The following is a 19,742-nucleotide window of genomic DNA, read 5'->3' on the forward strand; positions in this document are numbered from 1 at the left end:
TTTCTTATGGCTAGGTACCTGAAATTTTTTAGGATAAATAGTTAGGGTCCGCAGACCCTAACGGGCATTTATTGCTTAGCTTTCGTGTAGGTAACAACGCACAAAGTGGTTATCTGCGAGTTGAGTGACACCCGGTAATTGCTCTTTACACTTGTCCATTGCGTGAGTACAACGGCCTGCAAATGGGCAACCTGCTGATACTGGTGTCCAAAGAGGGATCTCGCCTTTGTTACCTGCTAGTTGGTCGTGGATAGACTTCTTAGGGTCTGGAACCGCAGAAACAAGCAGTTGGGTGTAAGGGTGTTGAGGGTTCGCAATCACGTCATCGGTATCGCCCCATTCCACCATGTGTCCAACGTACATTACGGAAATATCTTCAGCGATGTAGCGAGCCGTTGCGATATCGTGAGTGATGTAAAGCAGAGACATTTGCTTCTCAAACTTCATCTCTTCCATCAGGTTCAAAACACCAGCACGAATGGATACATCAAGCATCGATGTTGGTTCATCGGCTAATACAACCTCTGCACCTACCGCGATATTACGGGCTAGGTTGACACGTTGACGTTGACCACCTGAAAGTTGGTGAGGGTATTTTTCTGCTGTTGCTTGCGGCGGTACTAGGCCCACTTGCTCTAGAAGATCGTACACACGTTCCTGTAACTCTTTCTTGTTGCCTGGAGATACTTTTTTGTGGATCAACAATGGGCGAGCAATGTGGTGGAAGATGTTATGTGTCGGGTTCAGGGAACCAAACGGGTCTTGCCATACCATCTGCACGCCTTCACGGTAATGCATAAGATCTTTTCTGCTTGAGATCTCTTGGATATCACGACCTTTGTATTCGATCGTGCCGCCCGAAGGCGCGTACATTTTTGCGATCATTTTTGCTGTTGTTGATTTGCCTGAACCAGACTCACCAACCACAGCTAGACCGCGGCTTTTGTACATCTTGAATGACACGTCGTTAATCGCACGCATCATTGGGGTTTGAATGGTGGTACTGCTTATTGGGAAGTCTTTTACGACATTCTTGCCTTCTACCAATAATTGACCGAAATCTTTGCTCATAATTGTCTCCAGAATCCTTATTCGCTTTGCTTGCATTTCGGCGGTCAAGCCGCCTTATTCGTTATTCACGCTGAATCAGCGTGCAAGCTATAGCTTCCTTTGTACTATTGGGTCACCGTACAGGTGGCAGTTAGACAAATGTCCCGGGTCGATAGAACGCAGCTTAGTTGGCACCTTGGTACAAGTTTCATGTACACGATCACAACGAGCTTGGAAACGACACCCTTCAGGAATCTCTAATAAGTTCAGAGGGTTGCCTGGAATGCCGGTTAGTTTTGTCTTTGGCCCTGTTAGTGGAGGAAAAGAACTACCCAGCCCTTTGGTGTAAGGGTGGTAAGGGTTTTCTAGAATATCTTGTGAGTTAGCGACTTCGATCAGTTCACCTGAGTACATGATGCCGATGCGGTCAGAGAACTCGACCATCAACGACAAGTCGTGGGTGATGAACAGAATCGAGAAACCAAACTCTTCTTTTAGCGCATAGATCTTTTGTAGGATTTCGCGTTGTACAACCACATCGAGTGCTGTTGTTGGCTCATCCATGATGATCAGTTTTGGATTCAGTGCTAACGCGATAGCAATAACTAGGCGTTGACGCATACCACCAGAGAATTGGTGAGGGTAGTCACTCAAACGGCTAGGGTGGATATCTACAATTTCAAGTAGGCCTTCTGCGCGCTTTTTAGCTTGCTCACGAGTCATGTTAGTGTGACGCATGATTACGTCACAAAACTGCTCTTCCATTGGTAATACTGGGTTGAGTGCGTTCATCGCACTCTGGAATACCATCGACATCTCACTCCAACGGAACGCTTGCATACGGTCATCACTGTATTCAAGAATGTTTTCACCATTGAAGATAACCTCACCACCACTGATGTAAGCGGGCGGCTTATGAAGACGCATTAGCGAGAAAGCAACGGTTGATTTACCACAACCCGATTCACCGGCTAGACCAAATACTTCACCAGGTGCGATATCGAAGCTAACGTTGTTACACGCACGCACATCGCCTGACTCTGTGATGTAATCCACGCATAAGTTGCGGATAGAAATTAGTGGTTCAGACATGATTATTTATCTCCGCTCCAAAGTACATTTTGTGGTGGTTGTTCTGGTTCGCGTTCTTGTTTGTCCTGAGCTGCAAGCTTCTTCCAGCGCTTCATACCTTTGTGAGAGCGCAGTTGTGGATTGGCAATCTCATCGACAGCGAAGTTAAGTAGTGCAAGGCCAGTTACCAATAGTGTCAGTGCGATACAAGGAGCCAACAGTTCCCACCAAGCGCCAATCAACATTGATGAAGAGGTTTGAACGTTGTACAGCATGATGCCCCAGCTGATTGTGTTCGGGTCACCAAGACCTAGGAACGAAATCGTAGCTTCCATCATGATTGCGTACATCACCGAACCGATGAAGCTCGCACCAACGATAGAGATAAGGTTTGGCAGAATCTCTACGAAGATGATACGGAATGAAGATTCACCCAAAACTTCAGCGGCTTTTACAAACTCTTTTTCACGCAGTGCCAAGGTTTGGGAACGAACAACACGCGCGCCCCAAGCCCAGGACATAAAGCCGATAACTAAGGTTATGGTGAGTGGCCCTGCCTCACCTATAAAAGCTGCAACGACGAACAGCAATGGGTATTGAGGAATAACCAGCATGATGTTCATTGCGGCTGTCAAAATGTCATCGACACGGCCGCCAAAGTAGCCTGCAGAAACACCGATAACCGTTGCTAGTAAACATACGGTAAGGCCCGCACCAAAACCTACAGCCAGAGATACGCGTGCGCCGTATACCACTTGTGACCAAACGTCACGACCCATACGAGTTGTCCCTAGTACGTGGTCTGCCTTCTTAGACATGATAAGTGTGCGGCGGTCGTCTGCTAGGTTTTGAGCAACCCAGCTATCCGGGTTCGTTTGTGCAGATTTAACGACAAAGCCAGGGTATTCGTGTGGATTACCGGTACGCTTGTCTGGTACATGTTTGGTGATCAATGGAGCAGCAATAGCACCAAGAATAAAAATACTTAGGATGATGACACCGGTTAGGGCCATCGGGTTACGCCAAATGAGTTTTAGAATATCTTTCATGATTATTTACCACCCTTACGAAGACGAGGGTCAAGAACAACGTAAAGCATGTCTGCAACTAGGTTAAAGAACAGCATGAATAGCGTCATGATAAGCAGTTGGCCTTGTAATACTTGGTAGTCACGAGCGTTAATTGCGTTGAAAAGTACGCTGCCAAGACCTGGGTAGTTAAAGATGATTTCGATAATTAACTGACCACCGATTGCCATACCTAAAGACATTGAAAGGGCTGTCACACTTGGTAGCATCGCGTTGCGAGCTGCGTAATTGAATACCACTCGGTTTTCGCTAAGGCCTTTGCCTTTCGCCATGGTGATGTAGTCTTCTGCGAGTAGGTTGATCATGTTGTTACGCATGTTGACTAGGAAGCCACCAATTTGAACAACCGAAGCACATACCAAAGGTAAGAAAGCGTGGTAAGCAACGTCTTTGATGAATGCCCAACTTGTCCAGTCAGGTATCGTACCTGCGGTATAGGCGTAGCCGGTTGGGAACCACTTCAAACCAATTGCGAAGGTAAATAGCGCAAGCATGGCAATAACAACTTGAGGTACGGCTTGTAGAATAAGCATCCCTGGAGTTACAAAGGCATCGTATTTGCTGCCACGTTTCCATGCTGCAAAAATACCTAGGATTGAACCAATAGAGAAAGAAAGAATAACTGCGGTGCCAGCTAAGAAAAGCGACCAACCGAATGCGCCACCTAACAGTGTGTTTACTGAAAGTGGGTAGAACTGGATTGATGTACCAAGCTCCCAGCTTAGAATGTTCTTCATGTATGCGCCGTATTGAACCAGTAAGCCGCCATCAACGAAGCCTAATAGTTCTTTCATTGCAGCAATACGCTCAGGAGTAACTTGTACAGAAGCGTTCGCAAACATCATGGTAACTGGGTCACCAGGCATTGCTCTTGGAATAATAAAGTTTAACGTCGCTGCAACTAATAGCGCGACAAAATAAAATGACAAACGTCTTAAAAAATAACCCATAACTCACACCTTACTCACCCAGATTGTTTCCCTGTTTCTGGATTCAGGTCGCTCCTAGCGAAATTTGGAACGAAAAATCCCCTGACGACTAGCGCCATACTTTCAATTGAGAGTGTGGGGATTTTTATAAGCGGCGTAAGAAGTTACGCCGCAAAGATTGAACGATTACTTATTTAACTGGTTTTAGGTCCAGTACATGAAGTAGACGCTCTGGAATACCAGCCCAAATGTTTGGACGGCCTTTTGGATTTTCTTCGTTCCACCAACCAGTGAAGCGAGTTGTGTTGTATTGGTACATGTAAGCACCAGACATCACAGGGATCGTCACTTGGTCTGCAGCAATGATTTGCTGAATACCGTGTGCGATATCTAGCTGTTCGTTCTTGTCAGCTGTTTTGTAGAAGCTGTTTAGAAGACCATCTAGCTTGTCGTTTTGGTAGAAGTGCATCGCGAAACGAGGCATACCATCACCAGATTGAAGTGATGAGTTGTAAGCACTGTTCCAGTACGTGTATGGATCCGCACCGTGGAAGTAGTTTGTGTAAGCTACGTCGTATGTACCTTCAAGCATGGCTTGGTTGTACACAGAGAAGTCAGGCGTACGAGCTTTCGCTTTAATGCCGATTTCGTTTAGCTGTTCTACCGCTAGTTGAACTGTGTTGTTGAAGTCAGTCCAGCCATTTGGCGATTGGATCATTAGTTCGAAAGACTTACCAGATGGAGTATCAACAAAACCATCTTTGTTTACATCTTTGAAGCCAGCGTCAGCAAGAAGCTTCTTCGCACCTTCAGCGTTGTAAGTGTTGAAGCCTTTGTACTTGTCGTGAGTTTTTTCATCAGACCAAGCTTCAAATGCGTAGCCAAGACCTGATGCGAAATCGTTCACAGTACCGCCACCGTAGAATGCGATGTCGATGATAGTTTGACGGTCAAGAGCCATAGAGAAAGCACGACGGAATTCAACGTTGCTCAATGCTTCATGCTTCGCAGCATCAGGGTGCTTGAAGTTAACGATGAATGCTTGTGTACCTGCTGGCGGGTACCAGTAGTGGTGTTTAGGGCTAGCTGCCGCGTATGTACGATCGATATCTGGAACGAAAGAAGACGTCCAGTCCATTTCACTGTTTACAACTTTACCTAGGAACTGGTCGTTGTTCGCAATTTGTGGAACACGTAGACAGTCAACATCTAGGTTGTCTGCATCCCAGTAGTTCGGGTTAGCACACTGGATGTATAGTTGCGCTGTAAACGTATCGATTTCTGTAAACGGACCAGAACCTACTGGGTTCTCATTGGTAAACGTTGATGGATCTTTAACGTCTTTCCAGATGTGCTTAGGTACTACTGGTACTTTAGCAATCTCGTAAGGTACGTTCGAGTTAGCTTCTGTTAGGCTGAACTTAACTTGGTAGTCGTTCAGTTTTTCTACAGAAGTTACCCAAGAGTTGATACCAGATTGGTCAAGCTCTGGCTTCTCTTTTACAAGGTTGAAAGAAAAAACAACATCATCAGCAGAGAAAGCTTCTCCGTCAGACCATTTAACACCCTTACGAATGTCGAAAACTACGCTCATCAGGTCATCTGACATTGTGAAGTTTTCAGCTAGACGGAACACTGGAGTGTTACCGTGCATTTCGTTAAATACTACTAGCGGCTCATAAAGGAAGTCGGTTGTAGTATGTAGGTTAGTAGCACCAAGGTACGGGTTAAAGTTACGTACGAAGGTAGTGTACTCTTTCGGGTGAATAGTCAACTCACTGCGTTCTGCAGCTGTTGCTACTGATGCAAAACCTGTTGTAGCAGTTGCAATAATTGCTGTTGCTATTGCTGTTTTTTTTATATTGGCAAGCATAGCTGTTCCTTACTATTTGCTTTCATTTCACTAATGGATTGAATGTTATCTGTCGCTAATTAGTTAGTAGATACACACTCTAGTTAAAGGCCTACCTCTTCTTCGTTGCTCCAGATTTGTTGCTTCTTCTGAGAAGTGGTAAGAGTGGCCTGTAGGCCTTTGGCAGGAGTAAGAAAACACCTTATCGATGAATTAATCAAACTCGTTTCCCGTCAAAAACGTTAAAAACACATAACCACACGTCATTAACGTCAAAAATGGCCAGTTTGGTGTTTTTTTGCGCGTAATTGTTAAGGTGATGTGACTCGCATTTGATTTTTCAAGGACGCTTTGGTGTTAGTGTTCACTTACGTTTTGGGCTTTTTATTATAAGGCCTTAACGTGTATTGGTGTAATTGTAGATCTCGGTCACTTGCCAGTTTTACGTTAAATTTCCCTAGAAAATTAAATCTGCCGTTCTGTTGTGACTCGCTTCTCAAACTGCAACAAAGAGTCAGAGGAATGTGAAATTCAGCCAAGAATAAGCTTTCAAATAGCGATTGAACTGATGATTGTTTAAGCTTGAGTAACGTGTCATTTCGCTTGTTTAACACAGTGAAATAAGTGTATTTGAATAGACATTATTGTGCTTTGTTCGTGAATGATATTCACAAAAAAGCCCACGCTAGGTGGGCTCCATTATTTACAGTATCGTGATTTTACTTCAGGGTTAGCTGGTCAGTAGTTTCTGTAGTTTATCTCTTAGCATCTCAATATGAGTTCTTTCTGGTGTTTGTTCTTTACAGTGCTCAAGTATGAATTCGATAGAGCTCAATACCGTTCGCCAGCGAGGCGTTTTAGGTAAGGTTTCAAAGCGTAGGTATTTATCTAAGGTGCGAGTTTGCAGCGTACTTCGGTCTAAATAAACACGCCACAAGCCACTCTTCTCTGCGAAAGCAAACTTTGTTTCACCAGTGACTGACTCCCAATAAATGATCGCATTGGTCATCGCCTCAACTAACACTTCACGCATTAGCTCTTGTTTGTTTTTACCTTCACCTGTTGCCTTATCAGCAAGGCGAGTAAATTCTCCACCGAGTTCTTTCAGTTGTTGCAGTTTATCTTTATCACCTTCAAAGGCGTAGCTTGAAAGCGCCTCAACCGCCGTTTCAAGGTTATTGATACGGTTTGAGTTAATGCCACCACCAACATTGAAGATATACATGGTATCGAGCCCTGAGCCTTCAGGTAGTTTAAGAATATCACTTGGTATGCGCTGACGTGTGTCATCAATATAGATATCGATGTCACCACAATAGTGTGCTTGTTCCACCTTAAGGTATTTAGGTGCAATGATTTCATCGGCCATTGAACGCTTAAGTTGCTCTTGCCCGCGCCTAAACAGCTTGGCAGCAGCTTCGTTGGCAAAGCGAATACGTTGGTCTTCTCTAATACAGATGATGGCTTCTGGTGCTGACTCTAATTGTTCTAGCAAGCGTCCTTGAGTTTCTAGTAAGTTCGCTTCAACCATAGCCCGGTGTTTGAGCTCCAGTTGCAGCTGGTCATTCTCAAGGCGTCTCTGCTCAGCTTTACTTGCGGATAAGTGCGCTGTGATTCGAGCTGCCAGTTCCTGTTTGTTAAACGGCTTGGACAAGTAATCATTGGCACCTGCTTCAAAGCCACGAACACGGTCTTCTGCTTGATTAAGAGCTGTGAGCATGATGATTGGCAATTGTGCATGATCGTATTGCTTACGCAGTGCTTCACAAACCTGATAGCCGCTCATACCTGGCATCATGATGTCGAGTAGAAGCAGTTCTGGTTTCTCTTTCTCAATCAACTCGATGGTTTCTGGGCCGTCACATGCGGTGCGCACTCGATAACCTTCCAATTTCAAGAAGCTGTCTAGCACTCGTAAGTTCACCGGCTCATCATCAGCAATGACTAACAGCGGGCCATTCGGGTCTTCACTGATAGCGCTATTTTCTTGCTGAGTGTTATCAATCAAATCAGGCGCTTGGAAATGTGAGTAGCTCCCTGATTCATTGTAACTATCCAATTCTTCTTGGGTAGCTAAAGGTAATGTAAAGCTGAAGGTTGTTCCAAGCATAGGTTGGCTACTTACATACAGTGAGCCACCCATTAGCTCGATCAGCTGACGACTAATGGACAAGCCAAGTCCTGCCCCTTGGCGATAGTTACTTGAGTCTTGTCCTGCTTGAATCAGTGGTTCAAAGATGTGTTCTAGGTATTCTGCTGGGATACCTTGTCCTGTATCGACAACTTGTACTCGAATGTTGTCGTCGATAACGCTGGCTGAGATAACAATCTTACCTTCGGATGTGTACTTAATAGCATTGCCGACCAAGTTATACATCACTTGTTCAAGTCGTTGTGGATCAGACGAGACTAACCCTAAATCACTTGGCACTTGGTTGATAATGCGGATTGGTTTGTTGCCTAGCAGGTGATGAGATAACTCAAGCACTAAGCTGGTGGCCGCAGACAAATCCACGGCTGATTTCTTAATATCTAAGCTGCCATAGCGCATCTTGTGGTAATCGAGCAGGTCATCAACCAAGGTTGCCAATCTCTGACCGCTATTGATGATGATATCCAATTGGTACTTCTGGTTGGCTGGAATAGGGCCGTTCGCACCAGATATTAGTGCCTCTGCAATACCAACCATGCCATGCAGTGGGGTTCTGAGTTCATGTGAAGTCGTTGCCAAGAATTCATCTTTCAGTTTATTGGCAAGCTGCAACTCTTCGTTTTGTTTTTGAATCGTTTTGAGGTTGTCCTCTAACTCATCATTTTGACTTTTAATCAGTAGCATTTTTTCACGAATAGAACGCTGCATCCTTTCAAAGCTGACCGCTAGGCGACCTATTTCGTCTTTACGTTCGGTATTGATCATTGTTTCATCAAGATCGCCCGCGGAGACCTTCTCGGCAGCCCAAGTGAGTTTTAACAATGGCGAGGTGATGAAGTTCGATAAGTAGTGCGATGCAACGACCACAAGAATGATCGCCGTTAGCATCACAATCACGAAGATCTTTTCTAATTGATGAATACGAGCAAACGCCTCTTTTTCTGGAAGCTCAACGACGAGAGCCCAAGTAGCGTACTTCAATTCAATCGGGGTGTAAGCGGCGATGATAGCCTGATCGAGAGTGTTATCAAATGTGCCTACTGCTGTTTCACCAGCCAGGGCTTTGTCGACAACATCTAAGCTCAGGTTAATCGATTCTTGAGAGTGAGCTAGGCTGCGAGGTAAGTGGTCACTACCAACAAGAAGTGTTTGAATATTAGAGCTCTTGTTTAGATCCGCAATAAGCTTGGTAATGCCGTTGATAGGCAGCCGAAACATGGCATAGCTGTGCAGATAGCCTTGTTGAACAATTGGCGCACCTAACCATGCAGTCTGTTTACCGTTTTCGTCTTTAAAGTCTGAAACGATAACTGGTGTATAGTCTTCATTAGATTTACGTTTTTCTCTTACGTCTTTTGCTAGTCGTTGAAAGGTAAGGCCTAGATTTGAATCTTTGTATTTACCTGTTACTAAGTTGGTACCGTAATCATCACGTTTAAATACGGAATAAGCGACGTTACCATTTATGTCGACCAGTAGAATATCATCGAAATCTGAACGCTTAAGCAGTTCTTGATATGAGTTATGGTAGCGCTTATGCAGCAAGCGATAGCGTTCACTTCCAATGAAACTACTCGATTCAGGTAGGATAGATGTTTTGATTTGATCGCCTGAGCCTTGAATGTAGCGCTGTTGAGCATTGCTGCGCGCTTCATCAATATCTAAGCCGAGTCGTTGAAAGGCATTGATTAAACCGTAGAAACGCCCACCACTGGCATTGGCTAGCTCAGAGCGAACGAAGCCCATCACTTGCGACTCTTGCGCCTGTAGGTAATCGACGATTTGCTGCTGCTTAGTATCACGGACTGAAACAAGGTGCGAAGTACTTTGTTCCTGAAGATCCTGACTGTGCGATTGGAGGAAAAAGATCGCGATAAGTGTCACTGGGGTAATACTGAGGACGAGAAACGCCAACATTAAGGTATTTTGAAGGCGCTTAAACTTCTGCTTTCGATAGAATCTAAACATAAATTGGGTACTACTTTCCTTTGATGTACTGCTAAAAGGGGCGAAAACAAGTACAGAGAATAGAATTAATGGGTTCCAATTTAACGAAATTAACGAGTTTTTTTACTTTGACAAGTAAGTGGTATTTAAAGCGTGTGCAAAAGCTCATTTTTATAGAGTTTTGATAGAAATATGAACAGACAGCGCAGAATATGACCCTGCGCTGTGTTAGATGGGTTATTTGTTTGCGTGGTATATCGCGAATTTAGTGGTCTTATTTAGAGTCGCGCATTTTCCAAACGCTTGTTCAATAATAGGTATGTATTTTAAGAAGCTGTTTGCAACAATAATCATCTCACCAGAGCGCTTCAGGTGCTTTGGTGCCTGCGCTAGCAGAGTTTCCGTTGCGCTGTAGCTTGTGTCTAATCCTGAGTGGAAAGGCGGGTTACTGATGATGAACTGATAGTCTTTAGACGTATCAGAATAAACATCAGAAGCGAAAACTTTGCCCGTTAGACCATTGGCTTCGAGGGTTGCTTGGCTTGATGCGACTGCGAACGCGCTGATATCACACATTTCTAGCTCGATATCAGGGTTACGAGATGCCATAACCGCACCTAACACGCCTGCACCACAACCAAAATCCAGTACTTTGCCTTTTAGTTTTGGCAGAGTATCCAGCAGAAGTTGACTACCGACATCGAATGCACCGTGGCTAAATACGCCAGGAAGGCTTTTAACGGTAAGTGATTGCTCGTCAATACTAACTGTGTAGGTTTTAAACCAATCTTGTAGGTTGAAAGCTTGCGGTTGCTCGAAGCACTGACCCCAGTAGAAAGAACAACGGCGCGCTGAGTCGTATTTTACGACCTTGCCATAAGGGGTAAACATCTTCTCAATGCTTTTCACGCCTGAGCGGTTTTCACCAACGACAACGATTTCAGTATCTTTACCTAATTTTGCAAACAACATCGCGAGTAAGAACTCAGCTTCCGCTTTTGCTTTTGGCCAATACAGCATCACCAAGTCAGCTTTGGTTTCTTCGGTAAACTCTGCACCGTAAAAACGTTGAATAGAGCTGCAGTTATCCAATTGGCGGTAATAGCTGTAATTAGACGTATACACGGTGACAGATTCACAATGTTTGGCTAACTCAACAGGGAATAAGTCTTCTGCCTCACCAGCAACTAAAACATGTTTGCCTTCAAAGTAGGCGAGTTGACGCTGAGCAATCTGGCTTGGGGCAATGTAGGCGGACATAGGACACTCTATTGAATCGTTAGCAAAAAATGAGGGCGGATTTTCGCATAATCCGCCCAAAGCTTGAAGTGTTTAATACTCGTTCGCCAACCAAGTTACTAGGGTCTGTTGATCTTTCGCGGTTAAATTTTGTTCGAGGTGGAATAGTTTTAAGCGCGGCAAGAAGTATGTAGCTTAGTTATTCTAAGTAAATACTTCTTAACAAAGCATAAAACGATTCTAACCGAACCCTTCGGGCAGCCTTTGTGGTTCATTTCTACTGCGTTATCGGTTTCTCATGTAGGCTAGCTACACATCAAACCCTCTGCCTTGTAGAAATTTCCCACAAAGTGCTGCAAAAATCACCTCGAAAGTTCAACAGACCCTAATGAGTCGGTTAACTCTTGTCTTGCTGGTTCAAAAAGTCTTTAAACTCTTCATCGTAAATATTGAAAAGGACGATCGTAATAGCAAAGATCAGTGGACCATAGATCAGGCCGATTAAGCCAAACAGTTGAATACCACCCAGTAATGAGAAGAAGATCATAAGGGTGTTCATGCCAGCGCTGCCCTGCATTAATAGCGGGCGCAGTAGGTTATCAATCGAGCCCACAATCGCAATGCAGTATACCGTTAGGAAAATAGCCCAAGTAGTATCGCCTGTTAGGAACAAGTACGTAGCTGCTGGAATCCAGATAAGCGCAGTACCAACCACGGGAATGAAGGATGCGAAGCCCATCATCGTGCCCCAGAATAGACCAGGGAAGCCTGCAATCCACATACCTAAACCACCCGCAAAACCTTGCGCTATTGCGGTTAAAAATGAACCCATCACGGCTGATTTAGAAACCTGCTCAATCTCGGTTAGCAGTTTGTCTTCTTGGCTACGAGATAGAGGTAAAATATGACGAACAACGCTGATGATTTTGTCGTGATCTCTCAATAAGAAGAACAAGACAAACAGCATTAAGAAAAAGTCCATTAAAAAGTTAGTCGCATCACCGAGGATCTTCGCGCTAATACCCACAAGTTTTGAACCAAAGCTGGTGGCAAATTCTGCGACTTTTTGGGCTATTGCTTTCGGTTCGATATTGTCAAAAGGTAGATAATTGTTCACGAACGATAAAGCTTTCACGACTAAAGGATGCTCAAACAAGGTTTGAATGCCGCCGTGTGTTACCCATTGATAAGTGTTTTGCGAGAATAACGAGCCTTGCTGCACGATGGCTGCAAATACCGCCAATAAAGGGATGACGATAATGAAAGTGAGGATCACACAAGAAAGTAGAGAGACTACGTTCTCTTTATTCGGTATCTTCTTTTCAAGCCACTCGTGAATTGGAAACATCAGTAACGAGATGATGAATGCCATTACTATGGAATTTACATAAGGCTCGATAAGTAAGAAACAAGCATAAGCCGCCGCGAGTAGGGCAATGATGATTACCCAGTGGCTTGTATTGATTTTGAGTTTTTCTGACACAGTAACGGTCTCTATATTGGCGTTCTGAGTTTATAATGGCTGCAAAACAGAGAGTTAGCAATGAGGAGTTTGCATTATGGGATGTTGTGGTAAAGATAAGAAATGCCAAGATGAAGAACAGCAAACAAAAAAAGAGATCCCTTGGTTTCGAATGTTTCTAGGCACCATTATGTTGCTGGTTTTTCTTTTTTGGGAACGTTAACGACTTTTTAGTACAGGGCTAGCTTGTGTCGTTGAGGTATTTACTTTGAACACAAGGGCTCAAATACTAAAAAGGGCTGCAGTAATGCAGCCCTAAATTCAAACGCTTAGCTAAATTGTTAGCTGTTTGATTCGTTGCTTTCAGCAGCGATAATAGCGAAACAGCGATCGGCTGCTTCTAATGTTGCATCAATCTCTTTTGAACCGTGTGCAAGAGACGTAAAGCTTGCTTCGAATGCTGATGGTGCAAGGTAAACACCGTGTTTTAGCATTAGGTGGAAGAAGCGCTTGAAGCGTTCTACATCACACTTGGTTACATCTTCGTAGCACGTTACTGTTTCTTGATCCGTAAAGAAGAAACCGAACATACCACCAACTTGGTGCACGAGCATTGGGATGCCGTGTTTATCCGCTAGATGTTTGAAACCGCTTGCTAGCTGTTTAGTTTTCGCAGCAAGACGCTTCTCGTTGCCTTCTTCTCTTAATAGCTTCAGACATGCGTAGCCAGCTGCCATTGCAACAGGGTTACCAGAAAGCGTACCTGCTTGGTAAACCGGACCGGTTGGTGCGATGTATTGCATCACATCTTTACGACCACCAAAAGCACCCACTGGCATACCGCCACCGATCACTTTACCAAGACACGTTAGGTCTGGCTTGATGTTGTAGTAAGCTTGAGCACAACCTTCTGCAACGCGGAAACCTGTCATTACTTCATCAAAGATCAGCAACGCGCCTTCTTGGTCACAGATTTCACGAAGACCTTCATGGAAGCCTTCTACTGGCGGGATGCAGTTCATGTTGCCTGCTACTGGCTCAACGATGATACATGCGATTTCGCCTTTATTTGCCGCGAAGATTTCACGTACAGAATCTAGGTTATTGAACGTTGCCGTTAGTGTCAGCTTAGCAAAATCAGCAGGAACACCTGGAGAGCTTGGTTGACCTAAAGTCAGTGCGCCAGAGCCTGCTTTTACAAGTAGGCTGTCTGCGTGACCGTGGTAACAGCCTTCAAACTTAAGGATCTTGTCACGACCAGTGAAGCCACGAGCTAGACGAATCGCACTCATTGTTGCTTCTGTACCTGAGCTAACCATACGCAGCTGTTCCATTGATGGAACCATTTCAGATACTAGCTCAGCCATTTTGATTTCAGTTTCAGTGGGAGCTCCGAAACTCAGACCACGTTGTGCCGCATCAATAACAGCTTCACGAATAACCGCGTGGTTGTGACCTAGGATCATTGGACCCCAAGAGCCAACGTAATCGATATATGCTTTACCATCAGCATCAAAAAGAAGTGGGCCGTCAGCTCGCTCAACGAAAATTGGAGAACCACCTACACCGTTAAAAGCGCGCACTGGAGAGTTAACGCCACCTGGAATAGTTTGCTGTGCCTTTTGATACAGTTCTGCTGATTTGGTCATTGATATATCCTCTTTTGACTGTCGGACCAATTGGCTCGCATTGTACCTATCCCGAATCCAACTAGGAATGCTTTCGCCGATATAATCCCCCGAATCTGGTTGTTTTGTGTGGTTACACGCTTTAATTGTCAGATTCTGGCGAGTTTACAACAGTAAAAGGACCGATCCTGTGGTGAATACTTGAACGTTTCAGTCAGGTATTAGATAATCACCAGAATATAAGAAAATACTCAACAACTATGGTCTCGAATTAGATTTGTATCATGTTGTTTTTGACACAGGTAAGAGAGGTTGTCGTGAGCGAAGTAAACATCCCATTGTCTTTTTCTGATGCAGCAGCTACCCGCGTACAAACGCTAATTGCTGAAGAAGAAAATCCAGAACTAAAACTACGTGTATACATTACAGGTGGTGGTTGTAGTGGTTTCCAATACGGCTTCACATTTGATGAAAAAGTAAATGATGGCGACACTACCATTGTAAACAGCGGTGTAACACTGGTTGTTGACCCAATGAGCCTGCAATACTTAATGGGCGGTATGGTTGATTACACAGAAGGCCTTGAAGGCGCACGTTTCTTTGTAAATAACCCGAATGCAACAACAACATGTGGTTGTGGTGCATCATTTAGCGTCTAACGTGAATTGAAAGGTAGCTTGAACTTAGGGCTACATTAGAAATATTTTAAACGCCGAGCCTATGCTCGGCGTTTTTTGTTTTTAAGAAACACACCAGATAAAACAGTCAGTCGATCTATTTTTGCCATATACGCTAAGGGTTATTCAGGGTATTTATATGTAATCTTTGCTCCATCTGCGTGGCTTATAGTAAACGCCATATTTTTTAAACTGTCGATAGCGTCCAACTTCGTAGGATGTGGGTCTGTTAAGGTTACCTCTGTGCACAGGATGTTGCATATGACAGTATTAAATTAATTAGCGTGCCTTAATAACACCGAACAGAAGGATTTGTTATGCCTACTCTATTTTCGAACTCACCACTTTTTCAGAAACTTAAGCAGCCCTGGCTAGTTTCTCTGATTTTGGTTGTGTTGCTGTCGATTTGGCTTGGTTTAGGAGTAGGACAAGCGGAAGAGTCGCCTGAAAAAAAAGCGACAGAAATTCCGTTGGCCAAGGTTTCCTTTCAAACATTTACTTCATCACCGACCTTTAAAACGATTGATCTCTATGGTCGAACTGCGCCAGATAGACATGCTCGTCTAGGGGCTGAAGTGGCAGGTAAAGTGGTTAAATTAAACGTCGTTAAAGGTGATATGGTCAAAGTAGGGCAGGCCATTGCTCAGATCGACAAAGGCGACTTAGAGATTCAACTAGAGCGAGCCTCGGCGTTATATCGCTTGAAGCAGAAAGAGTTCAAAGCGGCGCAGTCACTGAAGAAAAGAGGGCTGCAAGGTGAGATCGCTTACACCACCGCTGAGGCATCCTTAACGGAAGCAAAGGCCATGAAGCGCAATGCGGAATTGGCTTTAAAGAATACTGTGATTACTTCGCCTTTTTCGGGAGTGGTTCAAGATTTGATGGTGGAGCTCGGTGATTTCGTTGGTGTTGGCGATCCTGTTGCTGGCGTGATTGACCTCGATCCTTTGGTTATTGAGGCCGATGTCAGTGAGCGTCATATCCAGCATTTGCTAGTCAATCAATCCGCGTTGGTTCGCTTGTTAGGGCGAGAAGAAGTAGAAGGTCGTCTGCGTTATGTTTCTCGAATCTCTTCTGCCTCAACCAATACCTTCCCAATTGAGATTGAAATCGATAACTCCGATGGCCTGTTACCTGCTGGGGTCAGTGCCGAAGTAACCCTCAATCTAGAAACGAGAGACGCTATCAAAGTGACACCTGCCATGTTGGCATTAGATGAGGCGGGCAATCTTGGAGTCAAAACTTTGGTTTCAATTGATGACTCACCAATCGTGAAATTTGTCGGTATTCAGCTAGTGAAAGCTGAGCAAGACGGAGTGTGGCTCACGGGGTTAGGTCAGCGTGTCGATATCATCACTGTGGGGCAAGGTTTTGTTCGTGATGGTGACTCGGTGATTGCTGTTGAGCAAGGTGCTGAACTCTCTAACGTAACTGCAGAGTAGGAGATAGCCGATGTATTCAATTATTGATGCAGCCTTGTCTCGCGCTCGAACAATGCTCTCCCTTTTGGCACTCATCTTGGTCGCAGGTGTGATTACCTATATCACGATACCCAAAGAATCGAGCCCAGATATCACCATTCCGATTATCTACGTTTCAGTCGGGCATCAAGGGATCTCACCAACCGATGCGGAGCGTTTATTGGTGCGACCTATCGAGCAAGAACTTAGGTCAATTGAAGGCGTAAAAGAGATGACGGCAACTTCAGCAGAAGGGCACGCCTCTGTTGTGTTGGAGTTTAACGTTGGCGTCGACCTAACCAAAGCGATGGCGGATGTTCGTGACGCCGTTGATTTGGCCAAGCCTAAATTGCCTGAAGACAGTGATGAGCCGACCGTGAATGAGGTGACGCTCGCGTCTGAGCAGCCAGTGTTGTCAGTTGTTCTGTTTGGTACCGTTCCTGAGCGCACCATAGTGCAAATTGCTCGAGAACTTGGGGATAAGCTCGAAAGCTATCGCCAAATTCTAGAGGTCGATATTGCAGGCGATCGCGATGACATTGTTGAAATCATCGTTGATCCGTTATTGATGGAAAGCTACAGCCTAGATCAAGCGGATATCTATAACTTGATCGCTCTGAATAACCGAGTGGTTGCGGCAGGTTTTGTAGATACGGGCTACGGGCGTTTCTCGGTTAAAGTTCCTTCGGTGTTTAACTCTTTAAAAGACGTGCTTGAGCTGCCGATCAAAGTCGATGGTAAGCAAGTAGTGACCTTTGGCGATGTCGCTACGGTTCGCCGAGCGTTTCGAGATCCAGAGAGTTTTGCTCGTTTAGATGGTAAATCAGCGGTTGTCTTGGACATCAAAAAGCGTGCCGGTGAGAACATCATCGAAACCGTTGAGCTAGTCAAGGCAGTAATGGCAGGTGCTCAGCAGCAAGCTGAATGGCCAAATAACCTATTGGTCAAATACACCTGGGATGAGTCTAAAGATGTGAAGATCATGCTCAATGATCTTCAAAATAATATCTTATCCGCCATTATTTTAGTGGTGATCGTTATCATCGCCATTCTTGGTGTTCGAACCGCATTATTGGTCGGAATTTCAATTCCTGGATCATTCCTAACGGGGTTGTTAGTTCTGTCTGTATTCGGGTTAACCGTTAATATCGTGGTGCTGTTCTCTTTGATTATGGCGGTGGGGATGTTGGTTGATGGGGCAATTGTGGTCACCGAGTTTGCCGACAGACGAATGCAAGAAGGGGAAGGGCGTAAAGCTGCTTACCGAGATGCAGCGAAACGGATGGCGTGGCCAATAACAGCATCTACTGCAACAACATTGGCGGCATTTGCTCCGTTACTGTTTTGGCCGGATGTGACGGGCGAATTCATGAAGTTCCTGCCATTAACGTTGATTGCTACCTTAACCGCTTCATTGATTATGGCGCTGTTGTTTGTGCCAGTATTAGGTGGTTTGATTGGTAAACCTCAATACGTATCGCCCAAAAGCCAAGCGCGAATGGTGGCACTGCACAACGGTGATTTCTCACAGGCGACTGGCTTAACCAAGGCTTACTACCACACGCTTTCGCTTGCGATTAAACACCCATTTAAGATTCTCTTCAGTGCGATATTACTCGCGGTTGCAGTTGGTTTTACTTATTCAAAAGCGGGTCTAGGTGCTGAGTTCTTCCCAGAAGTTGATCCGCCATTCTTTAACGTCAAAGTTCGTTCTCATGGTGATCTGTCTATCCAAGAGAAAGATGTCATCATGCGCGATATTGAACAGATGATGCTAAATCATGATGAGTTCGATACTGTTTACACTCGAACGGGTGGTGACGACCAAATTGGTTTGATCTCGATCACTCCTGTGGATTGGCAATACCGTCGCAGTGTTAAGGCGATCATTGATGAGTTAAAGGTACAAACTGATCAATACGCTGGGGTCGAGATTGAATATAAGTTTCCAGATGCAGGACCTCCGGTTGAAAATGACTTAGTGATTGAGCTATCTGCCAAAACGCCTGAGCAGCTCAATCAGGCGGCTAAGATCGTAAGAGGTTGGGCGGATGGTAATCAAGCACTGACTAATATCAGTGATACTGCGAGCAAAGACGGCATCGATTGGAAGGTGGATATTCGCCGAGACGATGCCGCGCGTTTTGCAGCAGACGCCACCTTGGTGGGTAATACCGTCCAATTCGTGACTAACGGGTTAAAGATTGGTGATTACCTCCCTGATGATTCATCAGAAGAGGTCGATATCTTGGTGCGTTACCCGAATGACAAGAGAGACATTGGTCGCTTTGACCAGTTAAGAGTCAAAACACCGGCAGGCTTGGTGCCGATCACTAACTTTGCTCAGATAGTACCAGACCATAAGCAAGACACGATTAAGCGCCTTGATGGAAAGCGTGTAGTGAACATCATGGCGGATATGGAAGAGGGCTATAACCTTGCACTCGAACTGCCAAAGATCGAGCAAGCGTTAAGCGAGTTGAGCCTACCGAGTAGCGTGGAGTTTCGTATCCGAGGTCAAAATGAAGAGCAAGAAAACTCTTCGGCCTTCTTGCAAAGTGCTTTCTTAGTTGCTCTGGCGGTAATGGCTTTGATTTTGATTACTCAATTCAATAGCTTCTATCAAGCGTTCTTGATTCTTAGTGCGGTGTTGTTTTCAACGGTTGGTGTGTTTGTCGGTTTACTTATCTTCCAGCGTCCGTTTGGCATTGTGATGTCAGGTATTGGGGTGATAGCACTGGCTGGTATCGTCGTTAACAACAATATCGTGCTGATCGATACCTATAATCAGTTGATTAAACGCGGCTTGGATAAGCAAGATGCGATTCTAAGAACCGGTGTTCAGCGTTTAAGGCCAGTGATGCTGACCACGGTTACTACCATATTAGGCTTGATGCCGATGGTGTTAGAGATGAACATCGATCTGATTAATCAAAAAATAGAGTTTGGTGCCCCGAGTACCCAATGGTGGTCGCAACTCGCTACGGCGATTGCTGGAGGTTTGGCATTTGCGACGGTACTAACCTTGGTGCTGACGCCTTGCTTACTGATGCTAGGGCGAGACAAGAAACCCGATATGATCCAAAGCAACGACGATGAACAATAAATACTAGTTCGACGGAAATAAAAAGAGCGCCTTGATGGACGCTCTTTTTGTTGGCTGTTAGGGTTCTAGCCTAATTGGTTG

Annotated in this window: 12 protein-coding genes; 3 read left to right on the forward strand and 9 right to left on the reverse strand. The window is 44.8% G+C overall.

Annotated features, from left to right (window positions below):
- Window positions 1–75: 75 nt before the first annotated feature.
- From ED652_RS03315 to hemL, 9 genes are all read right to left on the reverse strand, one after another.
- The gene (locus tag ED652_RS03315; RefSeq protein WP_017108741.1) at window positions 76–1,071 is read right to left on the reverse strand and encodes an ABC transporter ATP-binding protein; all 996 of its coding nucleotides are present in this window, start codon (window positions 1,069–1,071) and stop codon (window positions 76–78) included.
- Between the two features lie 87 nt (window positions 1,072–1,158).
- Complete coding sequence (locus tag ED652_RS03320) at window positions 1,159–2,142, reverse strand: ABC transporter ATP-binding protein (RefSeq protein ID WP_122053493.1); 984 nt, start codon at window positions 2,140–2,142, stop codon at window positions 1,159–1,161.
- A 2-nt stretch (window positions 2,143–2,144) separates the two neighbouring features.
- Window positions 2,145–3,170, reverse strand: coding sequence for an ABC transporter permease (locus tag ED652_RS03325; protein WP_122053494.1), 1,026 nt, complete (start codon window positions 3,168–3,170; stop codon window positions 2,145–2,147).
- A 2-nt stretch (window positions 3,171–3,172) separates the two neighbouring features.
- A complete protein-coding gene (locus tag ED652_RS03330; RefSeq protein WP_004734532.1) occupies window positions 3,173–4,159 on the reverse strand; it encodes an ABC transporter permease in 987 nt (328 codons plus the stop codon).
- A gap of 169 nt (window positions 4,160–4,328) precedes the next feature.
- The gene (locus ED652_RS03335; RefSeq protein WP_017106921.1) at window positions 4,329–6,011 is read right to left on the reverse strand and encodes an ABC transporter substrate-binding protein; all 1,683 of its coding nucleotides are present in this window, start codon (window positions 6,009–6,011) and stop codon (window positions 4,329–4,331) included.
- A 709-nt stretch (window positions 6,012–6,720) separates the two neighbouring features.
- Window positions 6,721–10,110, reverse strand: coding sequence for a response regulator (locus tag ED652_RS03340; RefSeq protein ID WP_122053495.1), 3,390 nt, complete (start codon window positions 10,108–10,110; stop codon window positions 6,721–6,723).
- 216 nt (window positions 10,111–10,326) lie between these two features.
- A complete protein-coding gene (rsmC, locus tag ED652_RS03345; protein ID WP_122053496.1) occupies window positions 10,327–11,349 on the reverse strand; it encodes a 16S rRNA (guanine(1207)-N(2))-methyltransferase RsmC in 1,023 nt (340 codons plus the stop codon).
- A gap of 376 nt (window positions 11,350–11,725) precedes the next feature.
- Window positions 11,726–12,811 carry an AI-2E family transporter gene (locus ED652_RS03355; RefSeq protein WP_017106924.1) on the reverse strand — a complete coding sequence of 362 codons (1,086 nt, stop codon included), beginning with the start codon at window positions 12,809–12,811 and terminating at the stop codon, window positions 11,726–11,728.
- A 320-nt stretch (window positions 12,812–13,131) separates the two neighbouring features.
- Window positions 13,132–14,439, reverse strand: a complete 1,308-nt coding sequence (hemL, locus tag ED652_RS03360; protein ID WP_122053497.1) for a glutamate-1-semialdehyde 2,1-aminomutase — start codon at window positions 14,437–14,439, stop codon at window positions 13,132–13,134.
- 296 nt (window positions 14,440–14,735) lie between these two features.
- On the opposite strand from hemL, the gene erpA reads away from it, so the two are divergent.
- The 3 genes from erpA (at window position 14,736) to ED652_RS03375 (ending at window position 19,661) form a co-directional block, all read left to right on the forward strand.
- Window positions 14,736–15,077 carry an iron-sulfur cluster insertion protein ErpA gene (erpA, locus tag ED652_RS03365; protein ID WP_004734539.1) on the forward strand — a complete coding sequence of 114 codons (342 nt, stop codon included), beginning with the start codon at window positions 14,736–14,738 and terminating at the stop codon, window positions 15,075–15,077.
- A 335-nt stretch (window positions 15,078–15,412) separates the two neighbouring features.
- Window positions 15,413–16,537, forward strand: coding sequence for an efflux RND transporter periplasmic adaptor subunit (locus ED652_RS03370; protein ID WP_122053498.1), 1,125 nt, complete (start codon window positions 15,413–15,415; stop codon window positions 16,535–16,537).
- Between the two features lie 10 nt (window positions 16,538–16,547).
- Window positions 16,548–19,661 carry an efflux RND transporter permease subunit gene (locus tag ED652_RS03375; RefSeq protein ID WP_122053499.1) on the forward strand — a complete coding sequence of 1,038 codons (3,114 nt, stop codon included), beginning with the start codon at window positions 16,548–16,550 and terminating at the stop codon, window positions 19,659–19,661.
- The last annotated feature ends 81 nt before the right edge of the window (window positions 19,662–19,742 follow it).

Source organism: Vibrio sp. Evd11, assembly GCF_900382755.1.
In the GTDB taxonomy this organism is placed as follows: domain Bacteria; phylum Pseudomonadota; class Gammaproteobacteria; order Enterobacterales; family Vibrionaceae; genus Vibrio; species Vibrio lentus.

Coding starts and splice junctions, on each gene's coding strand:
- ED652_RS03315 (WP_017108741.1), bottom strand. CDS start 1,071: ATGAGCAAAGATTTCGGTCAATTATTGGTAGAAGGCAAGAATGTCGTA.
- ED652_RS03320 (WP_122053493.1), bottom strand. CDS start 2,142: ATGTCTGAACCACTAATTTCTATCCGCAACTTATGCGTGGATTACATC.
- ED652_RS03325 (WP_122053494.1), bottom strand. CDS start 3,170: ATGAAAGATATTCTAAAACTCATTTGGCGTAACCCGATGGCCCTAACC.
- ED652_RS03330 (WP_004734532.1), bottom strand. CDS start 4,159: ATGGGTTATTTTTTAAGACGTTTGTCATTTTATTTTGTCGCGCTATTA.
- ED652_RS03335 (WP_017106921.1), bottom strand. CDS start 6,011: ATGCTTGCCAATATAAAAAAAACAGCAATAGCAACAGCAATTATTGCA.
- ED652_RS03340 (WP_122053495.1), bottom strand. CDS start 10,110: ATGTTTAGATTCTATCGAAAGCAGAAGTTTAAGCGCCTTCAAAATACC.
- rsmC (WP_122053496.1), bottom strand. CDS start 11,349: ATGTCCGCCTACATTGCCCCAAGCCAGATTGCTCAGCGTCAACTCGCC.
- hemL (WP_122053497.1), bottom strand. CDS start 14,439: ATGACCAAATCAGCAGAACTGTATCAAAAGGCACAGCAAACTATTCCA.
- ED652_RS03370 (WP_122053498.1), top strand. CDS start 15,413: ATGCCTACTCTATTTTCGAACTCACCACTTTTTCAGAAACTTAAGCAG.
- ED652_RS03375 (WP_122053499.1), top strand. CDS start 16,548: ATGTATTCAATTATTGATGCAGCCTTGTCTCGCGCTCGAACAATGCTC.